22 protein-coding genes are annotated in these 22424 nt (G+C 72.6%); 17 read left to right on the top strand and 5 right to left on the bottom strand.

Annotated elements, in window-relative coordinates:
* Positions 1-12: 12 nt before the first annotated feature.
* The 3 genes from ACWCSV_RS06170 (at position 13) to ACWCSV_RS06160 (ending at position 3477) form a co-directional block, all read left to right on the top strand.
* Positions 13-684, top strand: coding sequence for a trimeric intracellular cation channel family protein (locus tag ACWCSV_RS06170; protein ID WP_451138968.1), 672 nt, complete (start codon positions 13-15; stop codon positions 682-684).
* 145 nt (positions 685-829) lie between these two features.
* Positions 830-1741, top strand: a complete 912-nt coding sequence (locus ACWCSV_RS06165) for a thioesterase family protein (RefSeq protein ID WP_451138966.1) — start codon at positions 830-832, stop codon at positions 1739-1741.
* A 275-nt stretch (positions 1742-2016) separates the two neighbouring features.
* Positions 2017-3477 (top strand): MFS transporter, encoded by a 1461-nt coding sequence (locus ACWCSV_RS06160; RefSeq protein ID WP_451138964.1) that lies wholly within the window; start codon positions 2017-2019, stop codon positions 3475-3477.
* Between the two features lie 26 nt (positions 3478-3503).
* Here the strand turns inward: ACWCSV_RS06160 and ACWCSV_RS06155 are convergent, their stop codons facing one another.
* Positions 3504-4139: a TetR/AcrR family transcriptional regulator gene (locus ACWCSV_RS06155; RefSeq protein WP_451138962.1), complete on the bottom strand. Its 636-nt coding sequence runs from the start codon at positions 4137-4139 to the stop codon at positions 3504-3506.
* Positions 4140-4232: 93 nt separating this feature from the next.
* On the opposite strand from ACWCSV_RS06155, the gene ACWCSV_RS06150 reads away from it, so the two are divergent.
* Positions 4233-5195: a zinc-binding dehydrogenase gene (locus ACWCSV_RS06150; RefSeq protein ID WP_451138960.1), complete on the top strand. Its 963-nt coding sequence runs from the start codon at positions 4233-4235 to the stop codon at positions 5193-5195.
* A gap of 101 nt (positions 5196-5296) precedes the next feature.
* Here ACWCSV_RS06150 and ACWCSV_RS06145 read toward each other — a convergent pair whose 3' ends face one another.
* Positions 5297-5947 (bottom strand): TetR family transcriptional regulator, encoded by a 651-nt coding sequence (locus ACWCSV_RS06145; protein WP_451138958.1) that lies wholly within the window; start codon positions 5945-5947, stop codon positions 5297-5299.
* 114 nt (positions 5948-6061) lie between these two features.
* On the opposite strand from ACWCSV_RS06145, the gene ACWCSV_RS06140 reads away from it, so the two are divergent.
* The 3 genes from ACWCSV_RS06140 (at position 6062) to ACWCSV_RS06130 (ending at position 7882) form a co-directional block, all read left to right on the top strand.
* Entirely contained in the window at positions 6062-6208 is a 147-nt protein-coding gene (locus ACWCSV_RS06140; protein WP_451138956.1) for a hypothetical protein, read from the top strand.
* A 98-nt stretch (positions 6209-6306) separates the two neighbouring features.
* Complete coding sequence (locus ACWCSV_RS06135; RefSeq protein ID WP_451138954.1) at positions 6307-6699, top strand: DUF4190 domain-containing protein; 393 nt, start codon at positions 6307-6309, stop codon at positions 6697-6699.
* Between the two features lie 13 nt (positions 6700-6712).
* Positions 6713-7882, top strand: coding sequence for a cysteine desulfurase family protein (locus tag ACWCSV_RS06130; RefSeq protein WP_451138952.1), 1170 nt, complete (start codon positions 6713-6715; stop codon positions 7880-7882).
* A 25-nt stretch (positions 7883-7907) separates the two neighbouring features.
* On the opposite strand, the gene ACWCSV_RS06125 is transcribed toward ACWCSV_RS06130, so the two are convergent.
* On the bottom strand, positions 7908-8594 hold the full coding sequence (locus tag ACWCSV_RS06125; RefSeq protein ID WP_451138950.1) for an N-acetylmuramoyl-L-alanine amidase: 687 nt from the start codon (positions 8592-8594) through the stop codon (positions 7908-7910).
* 61 nt (positions 8595-8655) lie between these two features.
* On the opposite strand from ACWCSV_RS06125, the gene mnmA reads away from it, so the two are divergent.
* A complete protein-coding gene (gene mnmA / locus ACWCSV_RS06120) occupies positions 8656-9789 on the top strand; it encodes a tRNA 2-thiouridine(34) synthase MnmA (RefSeq protein ID WP_451138948.1) in 1134 nt (377 codons plus the stop codon).
* A 49-nt stretch (positions 9790-9838) separates the two neighbouring features.
* Here the strand turns inward: mnmA and ACWCSV_RS06115 are convergent, their stop codons facing one another.
* Positions 9839-10642 (bottom strand): alpha/beta fold hydrolase, encoded by an 804-nt coding sequence (locus tag ACWCSV_RS06115; protein ID WP_451138946.1) that lies wholly within the window; start codon positions 10640-10642, stop codon positions 9839-9841.
* A gap of 106 nt (positions 10643-10748) precedes the next feature.
* The gene (locus ACWCSV_RS06110) at positions 10749-11084 is read right to left on the bottom strand and encodes a DUF427 domain-containing protein (RefSeq protein ID WP_451138944.1); all 336 of its coding nucleotides are present in this window, start codon (positions 11082-11084) and stop codon (positions 10749-10751) included.
* 258 nt (positions 11085-11342) lie between these two features.
* On the opposite strand from ACWCSV_RS06110, the gene ACWCSV_RS06105 reads away from it, so the two are divergent.
* The 9 genes from ACWCSV_RS06105 (at position 11343) to gatB (ending at position 22303) form a co-directional block, all read left to right on the top strand.
* Positions 11343-11882 carry an LOG family protein gene (locus ACWCSV_RS06105; protein WP_451138942.1) on the top strand — a complete coding sequence of 180 codons (540 nt, stop codon included), beginning with the start codon at positions 11343-11345 and terminating at the stop codon, positions 11880-11882.
* A gap of 68 nt (positions 11883-11950) precedes the next feature.
* Positions 11951-12640: an SDR family oxidoreductase gene (locus ACWCSV_RS06100; RefSeq protein WP_451138940.1), complete on the top strand. Its 690-nt coding sequence runs from the start codon at positions 11951-11953 to the stop codon at positions 12638-12640.
* A gap of 71 nt (positions 12641-12711) precedes the next feature.
* A complete protein-coding gene (locus ACWCSV_RS06095; protein ID WP_451138938.1) occupies positions 12712-13737 on the top strand; it encodes a methionine synthase in 1026 nt (341 codons plus the stop codon).
* Positions 13738-13836: 99 nt separating this feature from the next.
* Positions 13837-16038 carry an NAD-dependent DNA ligase LigA gene (ligA, locus tag ACWCSV_RS06090; protein ID WP_451138936.1) on the top strand — a complete coding sequence of 734 codons (2202 nt, stop codon included), beginning with the start codon at positions 13837-13839 and terminating at the stop codon, positions 16036-16038.
* A 397-nt stretch (positions 16039-16435) separates the two neighbouring features.
* Positions 16436-18586 carry a putative bifunctional diguanylate cyclase/phosphodiesterase gene (locus ACWCSV_RS06085; RefSeq protein ID WP_451138934.1) on the top strand — a complete coding sequence of 717 codons (2151 nt, stop codon included), beginning with the start codon at positions 16436-16438 and terminating at the stop codon, positions 18584-18586.
* Between the two features lie 148 nt (positions 18587-18734).
* Positions 18735-19031, top strand: coding sequence for an Asp-tRNA(Asn)/Glu-tRNA(Gln) amidotransferase subunit GatC (gene gatC / locus ACWCSV_RS06080; RefSeq protein WP_266709411.1), 297 nt, complete (start codon positions 18735-18737; stop codon positions 19029-19031).
* A 5-nt stretch (positions 19032-19036) separates the two neighbouring features.
* Positions 19037-20539: an Asp-tRNA(Asn)/Glu-tRNA(Gln) amidotransferase subunit GatA gene (gene gatA, locus ACWCSV_RS06075; RefSeq protein WP_451138932.1), complete on the top strand. Its 1503-nt coding sequence runs from the start codon at positions 19037-19039 to the stop codon at positions 20537-20539.
* 5 nt (positions 20540-20544) lie between these two features.
* Positions 20545-20778: a hypothetical protein gene (locus ACWCSV_RS06070; RefSeq protein ID WP_451139110.1), complete on the top strand. Its 234-nt coding sequence runs from the start codon at positions 20545-20547 to the stop codon at positions 20776-20778.
* Between the two features lie 16 nt (positions 20779-20794).
* Positions 20795-22303 (top strand): Asp-tRNA(Asn)/Glu-tRNA(Gln) amidotransferase subunit GatB, encoded by a 1509-nt coding sequence (gene gatB / locus ACWCSV_RS06065; protein ID WP_451138930.1) that lies wholly within the window; start codon positions 20795-20797, stop codon positions 22301-22303.
* Positions 22304-22424: the final 121 nt, after the last annotated feature.

Raw genomic sequence — 22424 nt, 5'->3', positions numbered from 1 at the left:
CACAATTGGCCGGTGCTCACCGAACTGTTCACGCCCTCCGTCCAGCACGCGCTCGATGTCGTCGGGATCTTCTTCTTCGCGATCTCCGGCGCTCTGCTCGCCGTACGCAAGAACTTCGATGTCTTCGGCATCGCCGTTCTCGCCGAGGTGACCGCGCTGGGCGGAGGGCTCTTCCGTGACGTGATCATCGGGGCGGTGCCACCGGCCGCCTTCACCGACCTCGGCTACTTCCTCACCCCGCTGATCGTGGCCGTCCTGGTCTTCTTCTTCCACCCGCACGTCGAACGCATCCAGGTCGGCGTCAACGTCTTCGACGCGGCGGGACTCGGCCTCTTCGCCGTGAGCGGCACGATCAAGGCGTACGACTACGGGCTCGGGCTGACCGCCTCCGTCGCGCTCGGCCTCGCCACCGCGGTCGGCGGCGGTGTACTGCGGGACGTGCTGGCCAACGAGATCCCCTCGCTGCTGCGCTGGGACCGGGACCTGTACGCGGTGCCCGCACTCGTCGGGGCCTCCATGGTCGCGCTCTGCATCCAGTTCGACGCCCTGAACGGCTGGTCCAGCGGCTGCGCCGTCGTCACCGGGTTCGTCCTGCGGCTGCTGGCGATGCGGTTCCACTGGCGGGCGCCGCGCGCGTACAACCGCCGTTCGGCGAGCGGCGAGGAGGGGGCGGCGGCCACCTGAGAACGGCCGTCCGCCCGCGGGGGAGTCCGCGCGGGGGGCCGGCCGGCCGTGCGGGGACTCCGCGCAGACGGCCTGCGTCCCGTGTGGGAAGTCCTCGCGGGCAAAAAAGCTACCGCTCAGTAATCAGCCGGTGTAGCGTGCTGGCATGGCACAGGCAGCAGCGCACCCGGCACCGACCGGGCAGACGACCTCGGGACCGGCGACCTCCGGACAGGCGACCCTCGCACGGGCGGCCGTCGGGGAGAGCGAGTTCGACCGGGACACCGCGGTCGTCCGGCGCGAGGAAGGCGTCTACGACGCGGAGCTCTCCGCGGGGTGGACCATCATCCACGCGGTCAACGGCGGCTACCTGCTGGCCCTTCTCGGCCGTGCCCTCGGCGACGCGCTGCCGCACCCCGACCCGTTCTCGGTCACCGCGCACTACCTCACCGCCTCCGTGCCCGGCCCCGCCGTCATCCGTACCGAGGCCGTCCGCACCGGACGTACCCTCTCCACCGGCCAGGCGACCCTCTACCAGTACGCCGAGGACGGCAGCGAGATAGCCCGCATCCGGGTGCTCGCCACCTACGGCGACCTCGACGCCCTCACCGACGACATCCGCACCGCCGCCGCCCCGCCGGCGATCCCGCCGCTCGACCAGTGCCTCGGCACCGAGGCGGGCGGCGACGTGATCCCCGGCAGCTCCGCCATCACCGAGCGGCTCGACATCCGCCTCGACCCCGCGACCGTCGGCTGGGCCCTCGGCAAGCCGTCCGGCAAGGGCGAGATGCGCGGCTGGTTCGGCCTGGCGGACGGCCGCGACCCGGACCCGCTCTCGGTGCTGCTCGCCGTCGACGCGCTGCCGCCGACCGCGTTCGAGCTGGGCCTCAAGGGGTGGACCCCCACCGTCGAACTCACCGTCCACGTCCGGTGCCGCCCGGCCCCCGGCCCACTGCGCGTCGCCATCACCACCCGCAACCTCGCGGGAGGCTTCCTGGAGGAGGACGCCGAGGTGTGGGACAGCGCGGACCGGCTCGTCGCCCAGTCCCGCCAGCTCGCCCGGGCACCGCGGGGCTGACCCGGGGCCCGCCCGCAGCGCCGCCCCGTCCCGCTTCCCGGGCTGCTTACCGTCCCGCTTCCCGACCCGTCCGGTGGACCGCCGGACGGGTCCTGTGCTGTCCGGGCCCCGGCCCCGGCCCCTCGGACACGGCTTCCCGCCGGACCGGCGCCCGGAGGAGCGGTGCTCGCCGGCACCGGCCCTGACGGGTCGTTTGCTCCCGAAGGCTCCCGGGTACCCGGACTCAGCGCCGAGCGGCGGTGCAGTGACGCCGGACCCCAGGAAGGCAACGCCCCATGAGTCACACCGAGGGAACGGGTCTCGGGACCATCACCACCAAGGTCCCGGCCCGCCTGGACCGACTGCCCTGGTCACGATGGCACTGGATGATCGTGATCGGCCTCGGGACGGTCTGGATCCTGGACGGTCTGGAGGTGACCGTCGTCGGGAACATCGCCAGCCGCCTCTCCGAGGACGGCAGCGGACTGCCGATCACCGACGCCCAGGTCACCGGGCTCGCGGCGGCCCTCTACGTCGCCGGGGCGTGCTCGGGCGCCCTCTTCTTCGGCTGGCTCACCGACCGCTTCGGCCGCAAGAAGCTGTTCCTGATCACCCTCGCGGTCTACCTCGCCGCCACCGCGCTGACCGCCGTCTCCTTCTCCGTCTGGTGGTTCTTCCTCTTCCGCTTCTTCACCGGCTTCGGTATCGGTGGCGAATACGCGGCCATCAACTCCGCCATCGACGAGCTGATCCCGAGCAAGTACCGGGGCCGCGTCGACCTGATCATCAACGGCAGCTACTGGCTGGGCGCGATGGGCGGCGCACTGCTCTCCGTGCTCGCGCTGAACACCGACATCTTCCCGAAGAACATCGGCTGGCGGCTCACCTTCGCCCTCGGCGTGGTTCTCGGCCTGGTCATCCTGCTGGTCCGACGGCACGTGCCCGAGAGCCCCCGGTGGATGTTCATCCACGGGCACTCCGAGGGCGCCGAACGCATCGTCGACGAGGCGGAGAAGGCGATCGAGGAGGAGAAGGGCCGCCCGCTCCCGGAGGCGGAGACCGCGATCACCATCGAGCAGCGGCGCAGCATCGGCTTCGTGGAGATCGCCCGCACCCTCTTCCGCGACTACCCGAAGCGGGCGACGCTCGGCTTCTCGCTCTTCATCGGCCAGGCGTTCCTGTACAACGCCATCACCTTCGGGTTCGGCTCGATCCTGGTGAAGTTCTTCGACGTCTCCAGCGGGACGACCGGGTACTTCTTCGCCGTCATCGCCTTCGGCAACTTCCTCGGCCCGCTGCTGCTCGGGCGGCTCTTCGACACCTGGGGCCGCCGCCCGATGATCGCGGGGACCTACATCCTCTCCGGCGCGCTGCTGTTCGGCACCGCCGGGCTGTTCGGCGCGGGGGTGCTCACCGCCACCACCATGACCCTCTGCTGGTGCGTGGTGCTGTTCTTCGCCTCGGCCGGGGCGAGTTCGGCCTACCTGACGGTCAGTGAGATCTTTCCGATGGAGACCCGGGCGATGGCGATCGCCTTCTTCTACGCCATCGGTACGGCCGCGGGCGGCATCTCCGGGCCCCTGATCTTCTCCGGGCTCACGGCGAGCGGGGTCGTGGGGGACGCGGTCATCGCGTTCTGCGTCGGGGCGGGGCTGATGGTGGCCGCCGGGCTGGTCGCGGTGTTCTTCGCGGTGCCAGCCGAGCAGAAGTCGCTGGAGGACATCGCCACTCCGCTCTCCGCGAGTGAAGCACCCTGACACCTGCCGGTACGGTTCGCCCGGGGTCAGGCGCTGTCCGGTGCGCCGGCCTCGGACACCAGCCCGGCCGCCGGCGGCAGTGGTGCGTGCCGGGGGCCGGCCGCGAGCGCCTGGATCGCCAGGGCCGCGAAGCGCCGGGAGGCCGCCACCCGGGTGCCGGCCGATCTCGTACGGATCCCCTTGTTGGCCATGAGGAAGAGGATGAGGTCGTCCAGGACGAAGTCGGACCGCAGACGCCCCGCCTCCTTGGCCCGCCGCGCCAGCCCGGCGACCGCCTCCACCGTGTACGCGCGGCCCGCGACGTCCGGCGCCCCCGGGAAGGCCGACAGGAAGGCCTCACCGAAACCCCGGTCCCGCGCGTGCAGCTCACAGATCTCCTGGATCACCAGGCAGAGCCCACGCCACGGATCGGGATCGGCGCACCCCTCGTCGACGATGGTGCGGCACGCGCGCAACTGGTCCGCGAAGGCCTCGGTGGCCAGTGCCTGCTTGGTCGGGAAGTGGCGGTACAGCGTGGCGGGTCCGACCCCCGCGCGCCGCGCGATCTCCCGCAACGGCACGTCCAGTCCGTCGGCCGAGAACAGCGCTCGGGCCGCATCGAGGATGCGTGCGCGGTTGTCCAGCGCGTCGGAACGCCGGGTGTGAGGCAAACGCTCGGCCATGCTCTCACTTTAGCCAAACGGACGGGGGCGTCCGTTAGCGTCGGCCCGAGATCAGGGGTCGGTACGGTCGGTACGGGAGCAGGGGAGACGGCATTGAAGGCCATTGTGATCCAGAGGTTCGGAGCCCCGGAGGGCATGGCCGTGGTCGACCTGCCGGCTCCCGTACCCGCTGCCGGACAGGTGGTGATCGCCACCGAGGCCGTGGGCGTGGGCGGAGTCGACACCGTGATCAGGAGCGGGGCGCTGGCCGCCTACGGCTTCACGGAGGGCCACGTCCCGGGCGGCGAGGTGGCGGGCACCGTGATCGCGGTCGGTGACGGCGTCGACGACGCGTGGACCGGCGAGCGGGTGTGGGCCGCCACCGGCACCGGCGGCGGCTACGCCGAGCAGGCACTCGCGCCGGCCGGGGAGATCGTCCCCCTGCCCGCGAACCTGTCCCCGGTCGACGCGGTGACACTCGGCAGCGCCGGTGTGGTGGCCCACTTCGGGCTCCGCCACGCCCGCTTCGCTCCCGGGGAGACCGTCCTGGTGCGTGGTGCGGCCGGCAGCATCGGGATCATGACGGTCCAGCTCGCCGCTCGCCTCGGCGCCGCCGCGGTGGCGGTCACCACCTCCTCGTACGAGCGGGGCGAGCGGCTGCGCCGCCTCGGCTCGACCCACGTACTGGACCGCTCCGGCGGAGGAGGGGGCGATGCTCCCGCAGGGTACGACGTCATCATCGACGTGGTGGCCGGCCAGGACATGCCGTCGTTCTTCGACCGGCTCAACCCCAACGGCCGCATGGTGGCCGTGGGTGCCGTCGCCGGCCAGCCACCGGCGGACTTCGGCACGAAGATCATGGCGGCGTTCCAGAAGTCGATGACCTTCGGCGCCTTCAGCGCGGCCACGGTCACCGAGGACGACCGGCGTGCCGTGCGGAGCGAGCAGTTCGCCGCGGCGGGCCGGGGCGAGATCGAGACGGTGGTACACGGAGTGCTGCCCCTGGACGCGGCCGTGCAGGCGCACCGGAAGATGGACGCGGGCGAGGTCTTCGGCCGGATCGTGCTGACGCCGTAGCGATCCGGGTCGGACGGGCGGGCTTCCTGGCGCCGCGACACCGGTTGGGGGCGAAGCCGCCGCCGAGCGGCGCGGCTCCGCCCGGAGCGCGCGGTCCGGGTTCACCCCTTTGGCCCGTGGCGGCCGGGAGCCGGGTCGTCCAGCCAGTGGCGGCGCCCCAGGGTGATCAGCCGCAGGCGCCGCCGGGCCACCCGGACGACCTCGTCCTCGGTGCCGGGCGCCGCGTCCAGCAGGGCGGAGGCAGTGATCACCATGTGGTCGACATGGAGCCCGCCCAGCATCAGCAGATCCTCCCGGCTCCACCCCGCCGACTCCTCCTGTCCGGCCAGCGCGTCGGCCACCTCCCTTGCGAACAGCGCGAGTTGCTCCGCGATGGCCGTGCGGACCCGGGCCACCCCGCCGTGCTGCTCCCGGGCGATGAAGCGGAAGTGCGCGGGCCGCGCGGCCACATGGCCCGCGATCGCCGCGACGCTCCGCTCCAGCCGCTCCCCGCTGTCCCCGGCCTCGGCGAGGACCGCGCCGATCAAGCCGTGCAGGCTGCCGAGCGTCTGGTCGACCAGCGCCACCCCGAGCGCGGCCGTGTCCTCGAAGTGGCGGTAGAAGGCGGTGGGGGCGACTCCGGCCGCCCGGGTCACCTCGCGCAGGCCCAGGCTGCTCAGGCTCTGGTGCTCCAGGAGCTGGAGGGCCGCGTCCAGCAGGGCCTGACGTGTCCTCAACTTCTGGGCCTGGCGGGCTCCGGCGATGTGACTCATGCCATTCAGTAAACAACTGTTCTCCGAGTCGGGGAAGCGGAGGCAGGTTTAGACTGGGTGGTCAGTGAACAGTCGTACTCTCACTGTTCCGGCCGCCGTCCAGAAAGGCCGCTCATGTTCGTCCTCGTCGCCGCTCTGCTCCTGTTCGGGCTCGTGCTCGGGGCGGTCGCGCACCTCCCGCTCGCGCTGACCCTGGCATCCGCCGCCGTGATCGGCTGCTGGCTGATCGGCTTCGCGGTCCGAGAGCGCCGTTCGCACTGACCCTGGCGACCGCGGTGCCCGTTCCCCTCCCGTCGGACCATTCGCATCCGGCCCGCTCGTTTCCGACCCGCTCGCATCCGACCGAAGGAGCCCGCACCATGGCCCTCTCCTCGCTCGTCGCCCCGGTCCTGCGCCCGGGCCACCGGACCGGCCCCGGCACCCGGCCCGCGGAGGCCGCCACCGCCGATACCCGGCCCGCGGAGGCCGCCGGCACGGACACCCGGCCCGCGACCGCCGGCAAGGCGGCGGCCGGGGAGCGTGTCCGGGACGCCGACAGCCTCGCCGTCGCCTCGTTCGTCCTCGGGCTGCTGGGCCTGCTGGTGTTCAACCTGCTGCTCGGCCCGGCCGCCGTCGTCATGGCGCTGATCGCTCTCGCCCGGTCCACCGAGCGCCGCGGACGGGCGTTCCTGGGGCTCGCGCTGGGCGTCGCCGACCTCGTCGTTCTCGCGGTGTTGGTCACCGCTCACGGGACGGTCGCCTGGGGCTCGTAGAATCGGACGCACCATGGCTTACCTCGACCACGCCGCGACCACGCCGATGCTTCCGGAGGCGATCGCGGCGATGACCGCGCAGCTCGCCGCGACCGGCAACGCGTCCTCCCTGCACGCAGCCGGGCGCCGGGCCCGCCGTACCGTCGAGGAGTCCAGAGAGACCCTCGCCGACGCCCTCGGCGCCCGCCCCAGCGAGGTGGTCTTCACCTCGGGCGGTACCGAGGCCGACAACCTCGCCGTCAAGGGCCTGTACTGGGCCCGCCGCGACGCCGACCCCCGGCGCACCCGGGTGCTGGCCGGTCCGGTCGAGCACCACGCCGTGCTGGACGCGGTCGACTGGCTCGCCGAGCACGAGGGCGCGACCGTCGAGTACCTCCCCGTCGACCGGTACGGCCGGGTGCACCCCGAGGCGCTCCGCGAGGCGATCCTCCGCGACCCCGACGACGTCGCGATGATCACCGTGATGTGGGCCAACAACGAGATCGGCACCGTCATGCCGGTCCGCGAACTCGCCTCCGTCGCCTCCGGGTTCGGGATCCCGATGCACGCCGACGCGGTGCAGGCCTTCGGTCAGCTGGAGGTCGGTTTCGCCGACTCCGGGCTCGCCGCCATGACGGTCAGCGCGCACAAGATCGGCGGCCCGTTCGGCATCGGCGCCCTGCTGCTGGGCCGCGCCCACACCCCCGTACCCGTACTGCACGGAGGGGGCCAGGAGCGGCACGTGCGGTCCGGCACCCTCGATGTGCCCGCCGTCGCCGCCTTCGCTGTCGCCGGGGAGCACGCCGCCCGCCACCGCGAGGAGTTCGCCCGCCGCGTCGGAGGGCTCCGCGACGACCTGGTCGCGGCCGTGCTGAAGGCCGTACCGGACGCCGTGCTCGGCGGCGACCCGGCGCCGGGCGGCCGGCTCCCGGCCAACGCCCACTTCAGCTTCCCCGGCTGCGAGGGCGACTCCCTCCTGCTGCTGCTGGACGCCCAGGGCATCGAGTGCTCCACCGGCTCCGCCTGCACCGCAGGGATCGCCCAGCCCAGCCACGTCCTGCTGGCCACCGGCACCGACCCCGACCTGGCGCGCGGCACCCTGCGCTTCTCGCTCGGCCACACCTCGACCGCCGAGGACGTCGCCGCCGTGGCCCGCGCGATCGGCCCCGCCGTCGAACGCGCCCGCACCGCCGGACTCAGCTGACCGGCCGGGGGGAGCGGCGCCCCGCTCAGGCGCCGCGGGCGGAGGACGCCCGCCGGACCAGCTCCATGTACCGGTCCCAGTCCCAGTACGGGCCCGGGTCGGTGTGGTCCGTCCCCGGCACCTCCACATGTCCGACGACGTGCTCCCGGTCGACGGGGATGCCGTACCGCCCGCAGACCGAGGCCGTCAGCCGTGCCGAGGAGGCGTACATCGCGGTGGTGAAGTCCTTCGGGCGGTCCACGAACCCTTCGTGCTCGATCCCCACGCTCCGCTCGTTGTACGCGCGGTTGCCCGCGTGGAACGCCACGTCCAGCTCCCGGATCATCTGGGTCACCGACCCGTCCTGGCCCACCAGGTAGTGCGCGGCGGCCCGGTGCGCCGGGTCCTGGAAGACCCGCACCGCGCTCGCCAGACTGCCCTGCGTGACATGGACGACCACCCGGTCTATGGAGAAGTCGTCGGGGCGGTCCGCGCGCCGCCAGTTCGCCTCGGAGGCGGCCGTCCAGCGGGCCCCCGCGTAGTCCAGCTCACCGGGGGTGCGCGGCCGCTCCACGCCTGGCAGCCGCCACCACGCGTGCTTCAGCTCGTCCCGGGCCACAGCGGCGGCCGTGACCGCCGCGGCCATGGCCGAGCCGCCGATCAGCAGGGTGCGACGGCTCACCCCGTCGCCCGTCCCGTCCCGGCCGGAGCCGCTGCCTCCCGTGGTTCCCATGACAGCTGCAACGCATATCCGCGGGCGATCGGTTCCAGGAGACCCGTACTCTGGACGGGCTATGACTCAGACTTCCCAGCGCCCCCTCCGCGTGCTCGCCGCCATGTCCGGCGGAGTCGACTCCGCCGTCGCCGCCGCGCGCGCCGCCGAGGCGGGGCACGACGTGACCGGTGTGCACCTCGCCCTCTCCGCGAACCCCCAGTCGTTCCGTACCGGAGCGCGCGGCTGTTGCACCATCGAGGACTCCCGGGACGCCCGCCGGGCGGCGGACGTCATCGGCATCCCGTTCTACGTGTGGGACCTCGCGGAACGCTTCCGCGAGGACGTCGTGGAGGACTTCGTCGCGGAGTACGAGGCCGGGCGCACGCCCAACCCCTGCCTGCGCTGCAACGAGAAGATCAAGTTCGCGGCGCTGCTCGACAAGGCGCTCGCCCTCGGCTTCGACGCGGTGTGCACCGGCCACTACGCCACCGTCGTCCTGAACGAGGACGGCAGCCGCGAGCTGCACCGCGCCTCCGACATGGCCAAGGACCAGAGCTACGTCCTCGGGGTGCTGGACGAGAAGCAGCTCGCACACGCGATGTTCCCGCTCGGTGACACCCTCACCACCAAGGAGGAGATCCGCGCCGAGGCCGAGGCGCGCGGACTGGCCGTCGCCAAGAAGCCCGACAGCCACGACATCTGCTTCATCGCGGACGGCGACACCCAGGGCTTCCTGGCGAGCCGGCTCGGCGGCAAGGCCGAGGGCGACATCGTGGACGAGTCGGGCGCCAGGCTCGGCACCCACGACGGGGCCTTCGGCTTCACCATCGGACAGCGCAAGGGCCTGCGCATCGGCCACCCGGCCCCCGACGGGAAGCCGCGCTACGTCCTGGACATCTCCCCGGTGAACAACACCGTCACGGTCGGCCCGGTGGAGGCCCTCGACGTCACGGCCCTCACCGCCATCAAGCCGCGCTGGTGCGGCACCGCCCCGGCGGGCCCCGGCACCTACACCGCGCAGCTGCGCGCCCACGGAGGCGAGACCGAGGTCACCGCCGAGCTGGTCGACGGCACCCTGCACGTCTCCTTCGCCGAGCCGGTGCGCGGGATCGCCCCCGGCCAGGCGGTCGTCCTCTACGACGGCACCCGGGTCGTCGGCTCGGCCACCATCGCGACCACCGTCCGGCGCGAGACGGCCCCCACCGCCTCCTGAACGCGGGAGCCCCGTGGCCGGCGCGTCCGCCCGGCCACGGGACCTCGCCTCACACCTGGGGAACCAGCCCCCGGCGGGCGAAGAAGGACGCCAGGACCGGGGCGAGCACCTGCGGGGCGAGCTCCCTGGTCTGGCCGCTCAGCGTCCGGTGCCGGGCCCCCGGGATCGCCCCGGTCAGCGCCAGCGCCGTCTCCCGCACCGGGTCCGCGCTGAACCCGCCGCTGACGACCAGGGTGCGGGCGGTCACCGCCCCGAACCGCTCCAGCGGGGGAGCCCCGTCACCGAGCAGGGCGTCGTCGTACTCCAGCGTGTGCGCCAGCTCCTCCAGCCCCGCCCACAGCGGTGCCCGCCGCATCCGCGCCACCGTCTCCGGCTCCACGCCCGTCCGTACCAGGAACAGCTCCACCGCCCCGCCCCGGTCGCCGGCCGCCAGCCGCTCCCGCAGCTCCGCCGTGCACCGCGCCTTGTAGCGCAGACCCTCCTCGCCCGGGGTGTAGGGCGGCTCGAACACCGCCAGCACCTCCATGGGCACGCCCGCCGCCTGCGCCTCCAGCGCCAGCGCCCCGCCCGAGGACATGCCGAACACCGAGACCGGCCCGTCCGCGACCCCGACGACCGCCGCGAGGTCCTCGATCTCCCGGGCCGCCGCGTACGGACCGCCCGGACCGGCCCCGCTGCCGCCCCGGCCCCGGCGGTCGTACGTCACGACGGTGAAGCGGCGCGCGAGCAGCGCGGCCAGCGGGCCCTCGGTCGCGGCGGTGCTCAGCGCGCCCCCGACCAGCACCACCGGCGCGCCTTCGCCCTGTCTGCGGCAGGCGATCGGGGTGCCGTCCAGCGAGAGAATCCTGTCCATGGGAGGGCAGACCCCGGGTGCCCGGAGAACTCATCGCTGCCGCGCGCATTTTCTCTCCACCGGTCGAAGGAGGCTCAAAACCCTTGCCTGTGCGCGGCGGTGACGCTCAGTCGACGACTGTTTCGGTCTCGTAGAAGCAGAAGTGGTCCTTGATCGCCGCCACTTCGGGCTTCGGATCGAGGTAGCCCCAGACGAGATCGTCCGCTCCGGGCACCGACCAGTAGGAGGCATCTCCCTTGAACGGGCAGTGAGTCCGGGTGCCGGAGGCCGTCAGCAGCTCGGTACGGACGTCCTCGGGCGGCAGGTAGTAGCGGACCGGGCAGCCGGTCTCGCGCAGCACGAGCGGCCGTCGGCTTTCGGCCAGCACCTGGCCGTCGCGGACGACGCGTACGTGGTCGGTACCGGGCTCGACGGTGATGAGGTGTCCCTTGACGGAAGTCATGTCAGGTGCAGCGGACGGCACACCGGATTTCTTCCCGCGCCGCACCGTGCCGTTCCCGTGCCGTTCCCGCGCCGGACCCCGCCGCACCGTGCCGGACCCCGCCGCACCGTGCAGTTCCCCCGCCGCACCCGCGCCGCACCCGCGCCGCACCCGCGCCGCACCCGCGCCGCACCCGATTCTCCTCCCGCGCCGCACCCGTTTCCGCCCGCCCTCCGGGGCGCGGACGGTGTGACCGGCGCACGGTCGTACGGTGTCCGTATGAACATCTGTGTCTTCCTCTCCGCCGCCGACCTCGACGACCGCTACACCCGCCCCGCCCGGGAATTCGCCGAGCTGCTCGGACGCGGCGGACACACCCTCGTCTGGGGCGGCTCGGAGAGCGGGCTGATGAAGGTCGTCGCCGACGGAGTCCAGGAGGCGGGCGGCCGCCTGGTCGGCGTCTCCGTGGACTTCATGGCGCACCAGGCCCGCAAGAACGCCGACGAGATGGTCTTCGCCCGCGACCTCGCCGAGCGCAAGGCGCTGCTGCTGGAGAAGGCCGACGCCGTCGTGATCATGGTCGGCGGCATGGGAACGCTCGACGAGGCCACCGAGATCCTCGAACTCAAGAAGCACGGCAAGCACACCAAGCCGGTGGTCCTGCTCAACGCGGACGGCTTCTACGACGGTCTGCGGCAGCAGTTCCTGCGGATGGACGAGGAGGGCTTCCTGCCGCTGCCCCTCACCGACCTCGTCTTCTTCGCCGAGGACGGCGTCGGCGCGCTGGCCTACCTGGAGGAGTCCGCAGGCCGGCTCTGATCCGTGACCCACCCGGTCCCGTGCGCCCGCCGGGCGGTCGCGCGGGACCGGGTGGGATCATGGAGCCCATGCCTACCCACCTCATCACCGGCGCCGGTTCCGGCATCGGAGCAGCCGTCGCCCGCCGCCTGCGCGACCGCGGCGACGACCTCGTCCTGCTCGCCCGCGACGCAGGCCGCGCCAAGGAACTGGCCGCCCTCCACCCCGGGGCCCGTACGCTCGTCGGCGACCTCGGCAACCCCGACCGGCTCTCCTGGGCGTTCGGCCAGCAGCCGATGCCCGAGAGCCTCGACTCACTGCTGCACATCGCCGGCGTGGTCGAACTGGGGAACATCGGCGACCTCACCCCGAAGGCCTGGCACTTCCAGCTCAACGCCAACCTCGTCGCCCCCGCCGAGCTGACCCGGCTGATGCTGCCGCAGCTGCGTGTCGCCCGGGGCCACGCCGTCTTCGTCAACTCCGGCGCCGGACTCTCCGCGTCCGCCCAGTGGGGCGCCTACGCCGCCAGCAAGCACGGCCTCAAGGCGCTCGCCGACTCGCTCCGCCACGAGGAGCACGGCAACGGCGTCCGCGTCACCTCCGTGTACCCCGGCCGCACCGCCAGCCCGATGCAGGCCAAGGTCCACCAGCAGGAGGGCAAGGCGTACGACGCCGGGCAGTGGATCGACCCCGAGTCGGTGGCCACCACGATCCTCATGGCGCTCGACCTCCCGCGCGACGCCGAGGTCAACGACCTGACGGTCCGCCCCGGGCGCTGACCCGGCCCGCGTGCCCGGGACGCCCCGCCCTGGGGACCGGCCCCGCCGCCCGGGGACCGTACGCTTCCCGGGTGAGCGAGAAGAGCAGGTTCAGCGAGTGCGCGGCGACCGGGGTCGGGTCCATGCCCGGAGGCGACGCGCGGGAGACGGCGAAGACCGTCACCGGGTCCTTCGCGGACGGCCAGGGCATCCCCCACCTGGCGGAACTCCCCGGCCGGGGGCCCGGCGCGGACATGATCGGGCGGACCGTCGGACTCCTCGTGGAGATGTACGGGCACGTCGAGCCCAGCGGCTGGCGGATCAGCGACCGCCCCGGCCGCGACACCCGCCGCGCCCGCTCCTGGCTCGGCGAGGACCTCGACGCCCTGGAGGAGTTCACCCAGGGGTACGAAGGGGTGCTCAAGGTCCAGGCGGTGGGGCCGTGGACGCTCGCCGCGGCCCTGGAGCGGCGCAACGGCGAGGCCGTCCTCGGCGATCCCGGCGCCTGCCGCGACCTCGCCGGATCGCTCGCCGAGGGCCTCAAGGCCCACCTCGCCGAGGTGCGCCGCCGGATCCCCGGCGCCGACGTCGTGCTCCAGCTCGACGAACCGTCCCTGACCGCCGTGCTCGGCGGCCGGGTCAGGACCGCGAGCGGCTACCGCACCTACCGCTCGGTCGACCGGCAGATCGTCGAGAGCGCCCTGCGCGACCTGCTCGCCGTCGCCGGGGAGGGCGCGGGCCTCGTGCACTCCTGCGCCCCCGAGGTCCCCTTCGCCCTGCTGCGGCGGGCCGGGGCCGCCGCGGTCTCCTTCGACTTCTCGCTGCTCACCGAGCGTGAGGAGGAGGCGATCGGCGAAGCGGTCGAGGGCGGCACCCAGCTCCTCCTCGGCATCGTGCCGGGCACCGACGCCGCCTCGGCCGGATTGTCCGACCCTGGCGGTAGCGTCATGGGGGTCAGGAAGCTGTGGAGCAGGCTGGGGCTGAATCCGGGGACTCTCGCCGAGTCCGTCGTGCTCACCCCGGCGTGCGGCCTCGCGGGTGCCTCGCCCGCGTACGCCCGCGCCGCGCTCGCCCACTGCGCCCGGGCAGCGCGCTCCCTCGCGGACAACCCCGAGTGACGGGACGCGGCGCGGACCCCTGCCCCGGGGCACCGCGCCGCGCGCCCCGCACCATGCGAGAGACCACGCGAGAGACAACCCCAACGGGAGGACGGGACGATGGCCGGCACCGGCGACGAACGGATCCAGCAGGACACCGAGGTGCCCACCGAGGCACGGGAGCGGCACGCCCTGGTCGCCGACCAGGTCGAGGACCACCGCTTCCGGTACTACGTGCGGGACCAGCCGGTCGTCAGCGACGCCGAGTTCGACCGGCTGATGCGCGAACTGGAGGCGCTGGAGGAGGCCCACCCCTCGCTGCGCACCCCGGACTCGCCGACGCAGAAGGTCGCGGGGCCGTACATCACCGAGTTCACCTCGGTCGAGCACCGCGAGCGGATGCTCTCCCTGGACAACGCCTTCGACGACCTGGAACTGGCCGCCTGGTTCGAGCGGGTCGCCAAGGACGTCGGCTCCACCGGCCACTCCTTCCTCTGCGAGCTGAAGGTGGACGGCCTCGCCGTCAACCTCACGTACGAGCACGGCCGGCTGACCCGCGCGGCCACCCGGGGCGACGGCGTCACCGGCGAGGACGTCACCCCCAACGTCCGCACCATCGCCGAGATCCCGCACCGGCTGGAGGGCGACCGCGTTCCCGCGCTGGTCGAGATCCGCGGCGAGGTCTTCTTCCCCATGGAGGACTTCGAGGAGCTGAACGCCCGCCTGGTGGCGGCCGAGGACAAGCCCTTCGCCAACCCGCGCAACGCGGCGGCCGGTTCGCTCCGCCAGAAGGACCCCAAGGTCACCGCCACCCGCCCGCTGCACATGGTGGTCCACGGCATCGGCGCCCGCGAGGGCTTCGACATCGACCGCCTCTCCCACGCCTACGAGCTGCTCCGCGAGTGGGGCCTGCCCACCGCCAAGCACAACAAGGTCGTGGACACCCTCGACGGCGTACGCGAGTTCATCCGGTACTTCGGTGAGAACCGGCACTCCGTGGAGCACGAGATCGACGGGGTCGTCGTCAAGCTCGACGAGATCCCGCTCCAGGGCCGGCTCGGCTCCACCGCCCGCGCCCCCCGCTGGGCCATCGCCTGGAAGTACGCCCCGGAGGAGGTCAACACCAAGCTCGTCAACATCCGCGTCGGCGTCGGCCGCACCGGCCGTGTCACCCCGTACGCCCAGGTGGAGCCCGTGAAGGTGGCCGGCTCCGAGGTGGAGTTCGCCACCCTGCACAACCAGGACGTCGTCAAGTCCAAGGGCGTCCTCATCGGCGACACCGTCGTCCTGCGCAAGGCCGGCGACGTCATCCCGGAGATCCTCGGCCCGGTCGTGGACCTGCGCGACGGCACCGAGCGGGAGTTCGTCATGCCCGCCGAGTGCCCCGAGTGCGGCAGCCCGCTGAAGCCGGCCAAGGAGGGTGACATCGACCTCCGCTGCCCCAACGCCCGCTCCTGCCCGGCCCAGTTGCGCGAGCGCGTCTCCTACCTCGCCGGCCGCAAGTGCCTCGACATCGACCACTTCGGTTACGTCGCCGCGGCAGCCCTGACCCAGCCGCTGGAGCCCGCCGAACCGCCGCTGCTCGACGAGGGCGACCTCTTCGGGCTGACCATCGAACGGCTGCTGCCGATCCGCGCCTACGTCCTCGACCAGGACAGCGGACTGCCCAAGCGCGACCCGAAGACCGGCGAGGAGAAGATCGCCACCGTCTTCGCCAACCAGAAGGGCGAGCCGAAGAAGAACGCGCTCGCCATGCTGGAGGGCATCGAAGCCGCCAAGCGGGCCCCGCTGGCCCGGGTGCTGACCGGACTCTCCATCCGGCACGTCGGCCCGGTCGCCGCACAGGAGCTGGCCCGGCAGTTCCGCTCCATCGACGCCATCGACGCCGCGACCGAGAAGGAGCTGGCGGATGCCGACGGCGTCGGCGGCATCATCGCCGCCTCCGTCAAGCAGTGGTTCGCCGTCGACTGGCACCGCGAGATCCTCCGCAAGTGGCGGGAGGCCGGGGTCCGCATGGAGGACGAGGGGGCCGGTGAGGACGAGGGCCCCCGCCCGCTGGAGGGGCTCACCGTCGTCGTCACCGGCACCCTCGCCGGCCACACCCGGGACGGCGCCAAGGACGCGCTCCAGAGCAGGGGCGCCAAGGTCACCGGCTCGGTGTCGAAGAAGACCTCCTTCGTGGTCGTCGGCGACAACCCCGGCTCCAAGTACGACAAGGCGATGCAGCTCAAGGTGGCCGTGCTCGACGAGGCCGGATTCGCGGTCCTGCTCGACGAGGGCCCCGAGGCGGCACGCGCGGCGGCGCTGCCCACCGAGGAGTAGCCGGCGGCGGCAGGCGGGAGGGGACCGGGCATCGAGACGTTTTCGAGACGCCCCCGGGGAATGGCCCGGTCCCGGAGCGGGGATGAAACCTCCCTGGCGGATCGGCGTGCGGCGTCGGACGTGTGCCTCGCGCGGCGGAGGACGTCCCTCCTACGGAATGAACGGGACGTATCGGTACGTTCCCGCGGCGCGGCGAGGCGCCGCGGCCGACGTCGCACACCGGCCGGGAAGCACGGGCCCACCCCAAGAGGTGCGGAGCGCTGACCCGGACGCTCTCGGCGTCCTACTGTTGGCTCCTGCGCCCTCCGTGCACGCTGCGTGGTGGGGGCGGGCCGTGGTGGCATGGGAGTGGGGGCCACCGTGTGACATCGCCACCGCAGGCTGTGAGAGGGACGGAATGAAGCCGACCGAGAGCGCCGTACCGGTGTCGCGGACGCAGGGTTTCGCGGGCCTCACGCCGAAAGTGGGCGTCCTCCTCGTGGCGCTCGCCGGCATACAGCTCGTCACCGGCCTCGGCCGCGGGCTGCACCACGGCGAGGCACTCTTCCCGGACGGTACCGCGGGCTGGTCCCTCGCCGTCCTGACCGGCGTCATCGTCGGCCACCTGGTCGCCCTCGGCCGGGACCGCTGGTGGGGCGGCACCGGCTCCGGCGCCGCGCTGACCCTCTCCGTCCTGCTGCTCTACGGCTGGGTGCCCGCCGGACTCGTCAGCGTGATCGTCGTCGTCCTCGTCGGCGTCGCCCGCAGACACCGCTGGTCGCAGGGGCTTCTGCACGGAGCCGTGGACATACTCGGCATCGGCGCCGCCGCCCTCGTACTCGCCGCCTTCGGCGTCGAACCCAGTGTCGAAACCCCCTGGCGACCACTCGACTGGGGCATCGACACCCTGCCCGCCGTGGTGCTCGCCGCCGCCACCCACCTCCTCGTCACCCGGGCCCTCCTCTGGTACGCCCGCGCCCCCCAGGGCGGCGGACTGCCGACCATCGCCCGCACCACCCTGCTGCGCCAGGGGCTCGTCGCCGTCGCCCTGCTCGGCATCGCCCCGCTGATCTGCGTCGTCGCGACGACCATGCCGGTCCTGCTGCCGCTCTTCGCGGTGCCGCTCGTCGCCCTGGACTCCACGCTCTGGATCGCCCGCGCCCGCGCCGAGGAACAGCTCCGCGACCCGCTGACCGGACTGCCCAACCGGCAGTGGCTCCTCCAGCGGACCTGGTCCGCGCTGGAGGAGGCCGAACCCCTCGGCAACCGTTCCGCCCTGGTCCTCATCGACCTGGACCGCTTCCGCGCCGTCAACGACACCCTCGGCCACCTGGCCGGCGACCGGCTGCTGCTCCAGATCGCGGACCGGCTGCGGCTCGCCCTGCCGCGCGGCGCCGAGGCGGCCCGGCTCGGCGGGGACGAGTTCGCGGTACTGCTCCCGTACACCGAGTCCACCACCAGCGCCCAGCGCGTCGCCCGGCACCTGGTCGCCGAACTCTCCTCACCGCTCGACCTCGACGGCCTCACCCTGGTGCTGGAGGCCAGCGCCGGGGTCGCCGTCCACCCCGAACACGCGCAGGACGCCGAGGGCCTGCTGCGCCGCGCCGACGTCGCCATGTACCAGGCGAAGCGCGACCGCACGGGCGTGGAGGTGTACGAGTCGAAGCGGGACAGCAACACCCCGGACCGGCTCGGCCTCCTCGGCGACCTCCGCCGGGCGCTCGACGCGGGGGACGTGGAGCTGCACTACCAGCCCAAGGTCCGCTTCGACGGCCAGGTGGCCGGGCTCGAAGCCCTGGTGCGGTGGGTGCACCCCGAGCGCGGCCGGGTCCCCCCGGACGAGTTCATCGCCATCGCCGAGTCGTCCGGGCTGATGCCCCATCTCACCGACTACGTCCTGGAGACGGCGCTGGCACAGGTCGCCCGCTGGCGGGCCGAGGGCCTCTTCGTGCCCGTCGCGGTCAACGTCTCGCCCCGGGACGTGCACACCCCCGGGTTCGCCGGCGGCGTGGCCGCCCGGCTGGCCCGCCACGGGGTCCCCGCCGGCTCCCTCCAGCTGGAGATAACCGAACACGTACTGCTGGAGGACCCGCAGCGCGCCGCCGACACCCTCGCCGGGCTCACCGGGCACGGCGTGAAGATGTCGCTGGACGACTTCGGCACCGGCTACTCCTCCCTCGTCCACCTGCGGCGGCTGCCGGTGAGCGAACTCAAGATCGACCGGTCGTTCGTGGCCCGGCTCGCCGTCGACCAGGAGGACGCGGAGATCGTCCGCTGCACCATCGACCTCGCCCACTCGCTCGGGCTGCTGGTCGTCGCGGAGGGCGTGGAGGACGACGAGACCTGGGAGCGGCTGCGGGACCTGCGCTGCGACGCCGTGCAGGGCTGGCTGGTGGCGGCGGCGATGCCGCCGGCCGAGGCGACGGCCTGGCTGCGCGCGCGCGGCGAACACGGCTGGCGGCGCCCGGCCGAACTGAAGGCCGCCGAGGCGGCAGCGGCGGCCGGGGCACCCGAACCCGAGCAGCTCCCGTCGGGTCGCACCGTGAATTCCGGCCCGGCCACGGCCTGACCCCGGGTGGCCGCCCCGGGGTGCCCGGCACCCGGTGGCGGAGGGGCGTACGGGCGACCCCATAAGATTGGGCCAAACCGACTTGGCCAATCCTGTTGGCCGATGCGACACACCGTAGCCACACACCCCAACCCCTGAGGATCGCTGCATGCCTGGCATCACGCGCGAGGAGGTCGCCCACCTCGCCCGGCTGGCGCGTCTGGAGCTGAAGGGCGAAGAGCTCGATCACTTCGCCGGTCAGCTCGACGACATCATCGGCGCGGTCGCCCGCGTCTCCGAGGTCGCCGACCAAGACGTACCGCCGACCTCCCACCCGCTGCCGCTGACCAACGTCATGCGGGCCGACGTGGTCCGCCCGTCGCTCACCGCCGAGCAGGCGCTCTCCGGCGCTCCCGCCCAGGAGCAGCAGCGTTTCAAGGTGCCGCAGATCCTGGGGGAGGACTAACAGCCATGACGGACCACAGCACCATCATCAAGCTCACCGCGGCCGAGATCGCGGCGGCCGTCGCCTCCGGCGAACTCACCGCCGTCGAGGTCACCGAGGCCCACCTGGCCCGGATCGAGGCCGTCGACGAGAAGGTCCACGCCTTCCTGCACATCGACCGCGAGGGCGCGCTCGCGCAGGCCCGCGCCGTCGACGCGAAGAAGGCCGCCGGCGAGAAGCTCGGCCCGCTGGCCGGTGTCCCGCTCGCGCTGAAGGACATCTTCACCACGAAGGACATGCCGACCACCGTCGGTTCCAAGATCCTCGAAGGCTGGGTCCCGCCGTACGACGCGACCCTCACGCGCAAGCTCCGCGAGGCCGATGTCGTCATCCTCGGCAAGACCAACATGGACGAGTTCGCCATGGGGTCCTCCACCGAGAACAGCGCCTACGGCCCGACCGGCAACCCGTGGGACCTCACCCGCATCCCCGGCGGCTCCGGCGGCGGTTCCTCCGCCGCGCTGGCCTCGTACCAGGCGCCGCTCGCCATCGGCACGGACACCGGCGGCTCGATCCGCCAGCCCGCCGCCGTCACCGGCACCGTCGGCGTCAAGCCGACCTACGGCTCGGTCTCCCGCTACGGCATGGTCGCCTTCTCGTCCTCCCTCGACCAGGGCGGCCCCTGCGCCCGCACGGTCCTGGACGCGGCGCTGCTGCACGAGGCCATCGCCGGGCACGACCCGATGGACTCCACCTCCATCGACGCCCCGGTCCCGCCGGTCGTCGAGGCCGCCCGCAACGGTTCCGTCGCGGGCCTGCGCGTCGGCGTCGTGAAGCAGTTCTCGGGCGAGGGCTACCAGGCCGGTGTCGTCCAGCGCTTCAACGAGTCGGTCGAGCTGCTCCGTTCGCTCGGTGCCACCGTCGTCGAACTGGACTGCCCCTCCTTCGACCTGGCGCTCTCCGCGTACTACCTGATCGCGCCGTCCGAGTGCTCCTCGAACCTGGCCCGCTTCGACGCCATGCGCTACGGCCTGCGGGTCGGCGACGACGGCACGAAGTCCGCCGAGGAGGTCACCGCCCTCACCCGTGAGGCCGGCTTCGGCGACGAGGTCAAGCGCCGCATCATCCTCGGCACGTACGCCCTGAGCTCCGGCTACTACGACGCGTACTACGGCTCGGCGCAGAAGGTACGCACCCTCATCACCCGCGAGTTCGAGAAGGCGTTCGAGGAGGTCGACGTCATCGTGTCGCCGACCACGCCGACCACCGCCTTCCCGATCGGCGAGCGCGCCGACGACCCGATGGCGATGTACCTCGCGGACCTCTGCACCATCCCGACGAACCTCGCCGGCAACTCCGCCATGTCGCTCCCCTGCGGCCTGGCCCCCGAGGACGGCCTGCCGGTCGGTCTCCAGATCATCGCCCCCGCGATGAAGGACGACCGGCTCTACAAGGTCGGAGCCGCCGTCGAGGCCGCCTTCGTGGAACAGTGGGGTCACCCGCTGCTTGAGGAGGCTCCGTCGCTGTGAGTGCCATGGCAAAGAAGGCCAAGAACTTCAAGAAGTCCAAGACCGGTCTGTACGTCTCGCTGGGATCCACCGCCTTCGGTGCGATCAGCGTCGCCAGGCAGGCGAAGCTGGCGCGCAACGACAACGACGTGCTCCGGCTCATCGACGCGGCCGTCTCCGCCGCGGCGATCGTCACCGGTCTCGCGATCCTGTACCGCGAACTGAAGCGTCTCGGCGACGACGACGTCCTGCTGGGCTGAGAGGGAAAGTTTCACCGTGACTGTCATTGACCTGGTGTCGTACGAGGACGCTCTCGCGACGTACGACCCCGTCATGGGCCTCGAAGTCCATGTCGAGCTGGGCACCAAGACCAAGATGTTCTGCGGCTGCTCCACCGAGCTCAAGCAGGACGCCAACACGCAGACCTGCCCGGTCTGCCTCGGTCTGCCCGGCGCACTCCCCGTCGTCAACGAGATCGGCGTCGAGTCCGCCATCAAGATCGGCCTCGCGCTGAACTGCGAGATCGCCGAGTGGTGCCGCTTCGCCCGGAAGAACTACTTCTATCCGGACATGCCGAAGAACTTCCAGACCTCCCAGTACGACGAGCCGATCGCCTTCAACGGCTATCTGGACGTCCAGCTGGAGGACGGCGAGATCTTCCGCGTGCAGATCGAGCGCGCCCACATGGAGGAGGACACCGGCAAGTCGACGCACGTCGGCGGTGCCACCGGCCGCATCCACGGCGCCTCGCACTCGCTGCTCGACTACAACCGCGCGGGCATCCCCCTCATCGAGATCGTCACCAAGCCGATCGAGGGAGCGGGCGAGCGTGCCCCCGAGGTCGCCAAGGCGTACGTCGCCGAACTCCGCGAGCTCATCAAGGCGCTCGGCGTCTCGGAAGCCCGCATGGAGATGGGCCAGATGCGCTGCGACGTGAACCTGTCGCTGCGCCCCAACGGCACCGAGACCTTCGGTACCCGCTCCGAGACGAAGAACGTGAACTCCCTGCGTTCCGTCGAGCGGGCGGCCCGGTTCGAGATCCAGCGGCACGCCGCGGTGCTCTCCTCCGGCGGCACGATCGTGCAGGAGACCCGGCACTTCCACGAGGAGGACGGCTCCACCACGGCCGGCCGCATCAAGGACAACGCCGAGGACTACCGCTACTTCCCCGAGCCCGACCTGGTACCGGTCGCCCCGGCCCGCGCATGGGTCGAGGAGCTCCGCAAGGGCCTCCCCGAGCTGCCGCGAGTGCGCCGCAACCGGCTCCGCGAGGAGTGGGGCGTCTCCGAGTTCGACATGCAGTCGATCCTCAACGCCGGTGCCGTCGACCTGATCGTCGCCACCACCGAGGCGGGCGCCCCGTCCGACCAGGCCCGCAAGTGGTGGATGGGCGAGCTGGCCCGCAACGCCAACGAGACCGGCCGCGGCCTCGACGAGCTCCCCATCACCCCGGCGCAGGTCGCCCGGGTGACCGAGCTCGTCGCCTCGGGCGACCTCAACGACAAGCTGGCCCGCCAGGTCATCGAGGGCGTCCTCGCGGGCGAGGGCGACCCGGACGCCGTCGTCGAGAAGCGTGGCCTGAAGGTCGTCTCGGACGAGGGCGCGCTGTCCACGGCCGTGGACGAGGCGATCGCCGCCAACGCGGGCATCGCGGACAAGATCCGGGCCGGCAAGGTCGCGGCGGCGGGCGCGCTCGTCGGCGCGGTCATGAAGGCCACCCGCGGCCAGGCCGATGCCGCCCGGGTCCGCGAGCTGATCCTGGAGAAGCTCGGCGTCGAGGGCTGACCCTCCCGCACGCGGCTTCGTTCGTACGAAGGGGCGACGCATCCCGGTACCGGGTGCGCCGCCCCTTCGCACGTGCACGGCCTGCCGCACCGTGCGCGCACCATTCCCGTTCCCGCCCGCC

This window comes from Streptomyces sp. NPDC001770, assembly GCF_053596135.1.
This window is presented reverse-complemented; position numbering and strand designations above follow the sequence as displayed.

What these genes read in the sequence shown, in the direction of transcription:
- ACWCSV_RS06145 (WP_451138958.1), bottom strand. Translation starts at nt 5,947, where the DNA reads ATGAGTCACATCGCCGGAGCCCGCCAGGCCCAGAAGTTGAGGACACGT.
- mnmA (WP_451138948.1), top strand. Translation starts at nt 8,656, where the DNA reads ATGACTCAGACTTCCCAGCGCCCCCTCCGCGTGCTCGCCGCCATGTCC.
- gatA (WP_451138932.1), top strand. Translation starts at nt 19,037, where the DNA reads ATGACGGACCACAGCACCATCATCAAGCTCACCGCGGCCGAGATCGCG.
- ACWCSV_RS06155 (WP_451138962.1), bottom strand. Translation starts at nt 4,139, where the DNA reads ATGGCCGAGCGTTTGCCTCACACCCGGCGTTCCGACGCGCTGGACAAC.
- ACWCSV_RS06070 (WP_451139110.1), top strand. Translation starts at nt 20,545, where the DNA reads ATGGCAAAGAAGGCCAAGAACTTCAAGAAGTCCAAGACCGGTCTGTAC.
- ACWCSV_RS06160 (WP_451138964.1), top strand. Translation starts at nt 2,017, where the DNA reads ATGAGTCACACCGAGGGAACGGGTCTCGGGACCATCACCACCAAGGTC.
- ACWCSV_RS06130 (WP_451138952.1), top strand. Translation starts at nt 6,713, where the DNA reads ATGGCTTACCTCGACCACGCCGCGACCACGCCGATGCTTCCGGAGGCG.
- gatC (WP_266709411.1), top strand. Translation starts at nt 18,735, where the DNA reads ATGCCTGGCATCACGCGCGAGGAGGTCGCCCACCTCGCCCGGCTGGCG.
- ACWCSV_RS06140 (WP_451138956.1), top strand. Translation starts at nt 6,062, where the DNA reads ATGTTCGTCCTCGTCGCCGCTCTGCTCCTGTTCGGGCTCGTGCTCGGG.
- ligA (WP_451138936.1), top strand. Translation starts at nt 13,837, where the DNA reads ATGGCCGGCACCGGCGACGAACGGATCCAGCAGGACACCGAGGTGCCC.
- ACWCSV_RS06085 (WP_451138934.1), top strand. Translation starts at nt 16,436, where the DNA reads ATGAAGCCGACCGAGAGCGCCGTACCGGTGTCGCGGACGCAGGGTTTC.
- ACWCSV_RS06135 (WP_451138954.1), top strand. Translation starts at nt 6,307, where the DNA reads ATGGCCCTCTCCTCGCTCGTCGCCCCGGTCCTGCGCCCGGGCCACCGG.
- ACWCSV_RS06110 (WP_451138944.1), bottom strand. Translation starts at nt 11,084, where the DNA reads ATGACTTCCGTCAAGGGACACCTCATCACCGTCGAGCCCGGTACCGAC.
- ACWCSV_RS06105 (WP_451138942.1), top strand. Translation starts at nt 11,343, where the DNA reads ATGAACATCTGTGTCTTCCTCTCCGCCGCCGACCTCGACGACCGCTAC.
- ACWCSV_RS06125 (WP_451138950.1), bottom strand. Translation starts at nt 8,594, where the DNA reads ATGGGAACCACGGGAGGCAGCGGCTCCGGCCGGGACGGGACGGGCGAC.
- ACWCSV_RS06115 (WP_451138946.1), bottom strand. Translation starts at nt 10,642, where the DNA reads ATGGACAGGATTCTCTCGCTGGACGGCACCCCGATCGCCTGCCGCAGA.
- ACWCSV_RS06165 (WP_451138966.1), top strand. Translation starts at nt 830, where the DNA reads ATGGCACAGGCAGCAGCGCACCCGGCACCGACCGGGCAGACGACCTCG.
- ACWCSV_RS06100 (WP_451138940.1), top strand. Translation starts at nt 11,951, where the DNA reads ATGCCTACCCACCTCATCACCGGCGCCGGTTCCGGCATCGGAGCAGCC.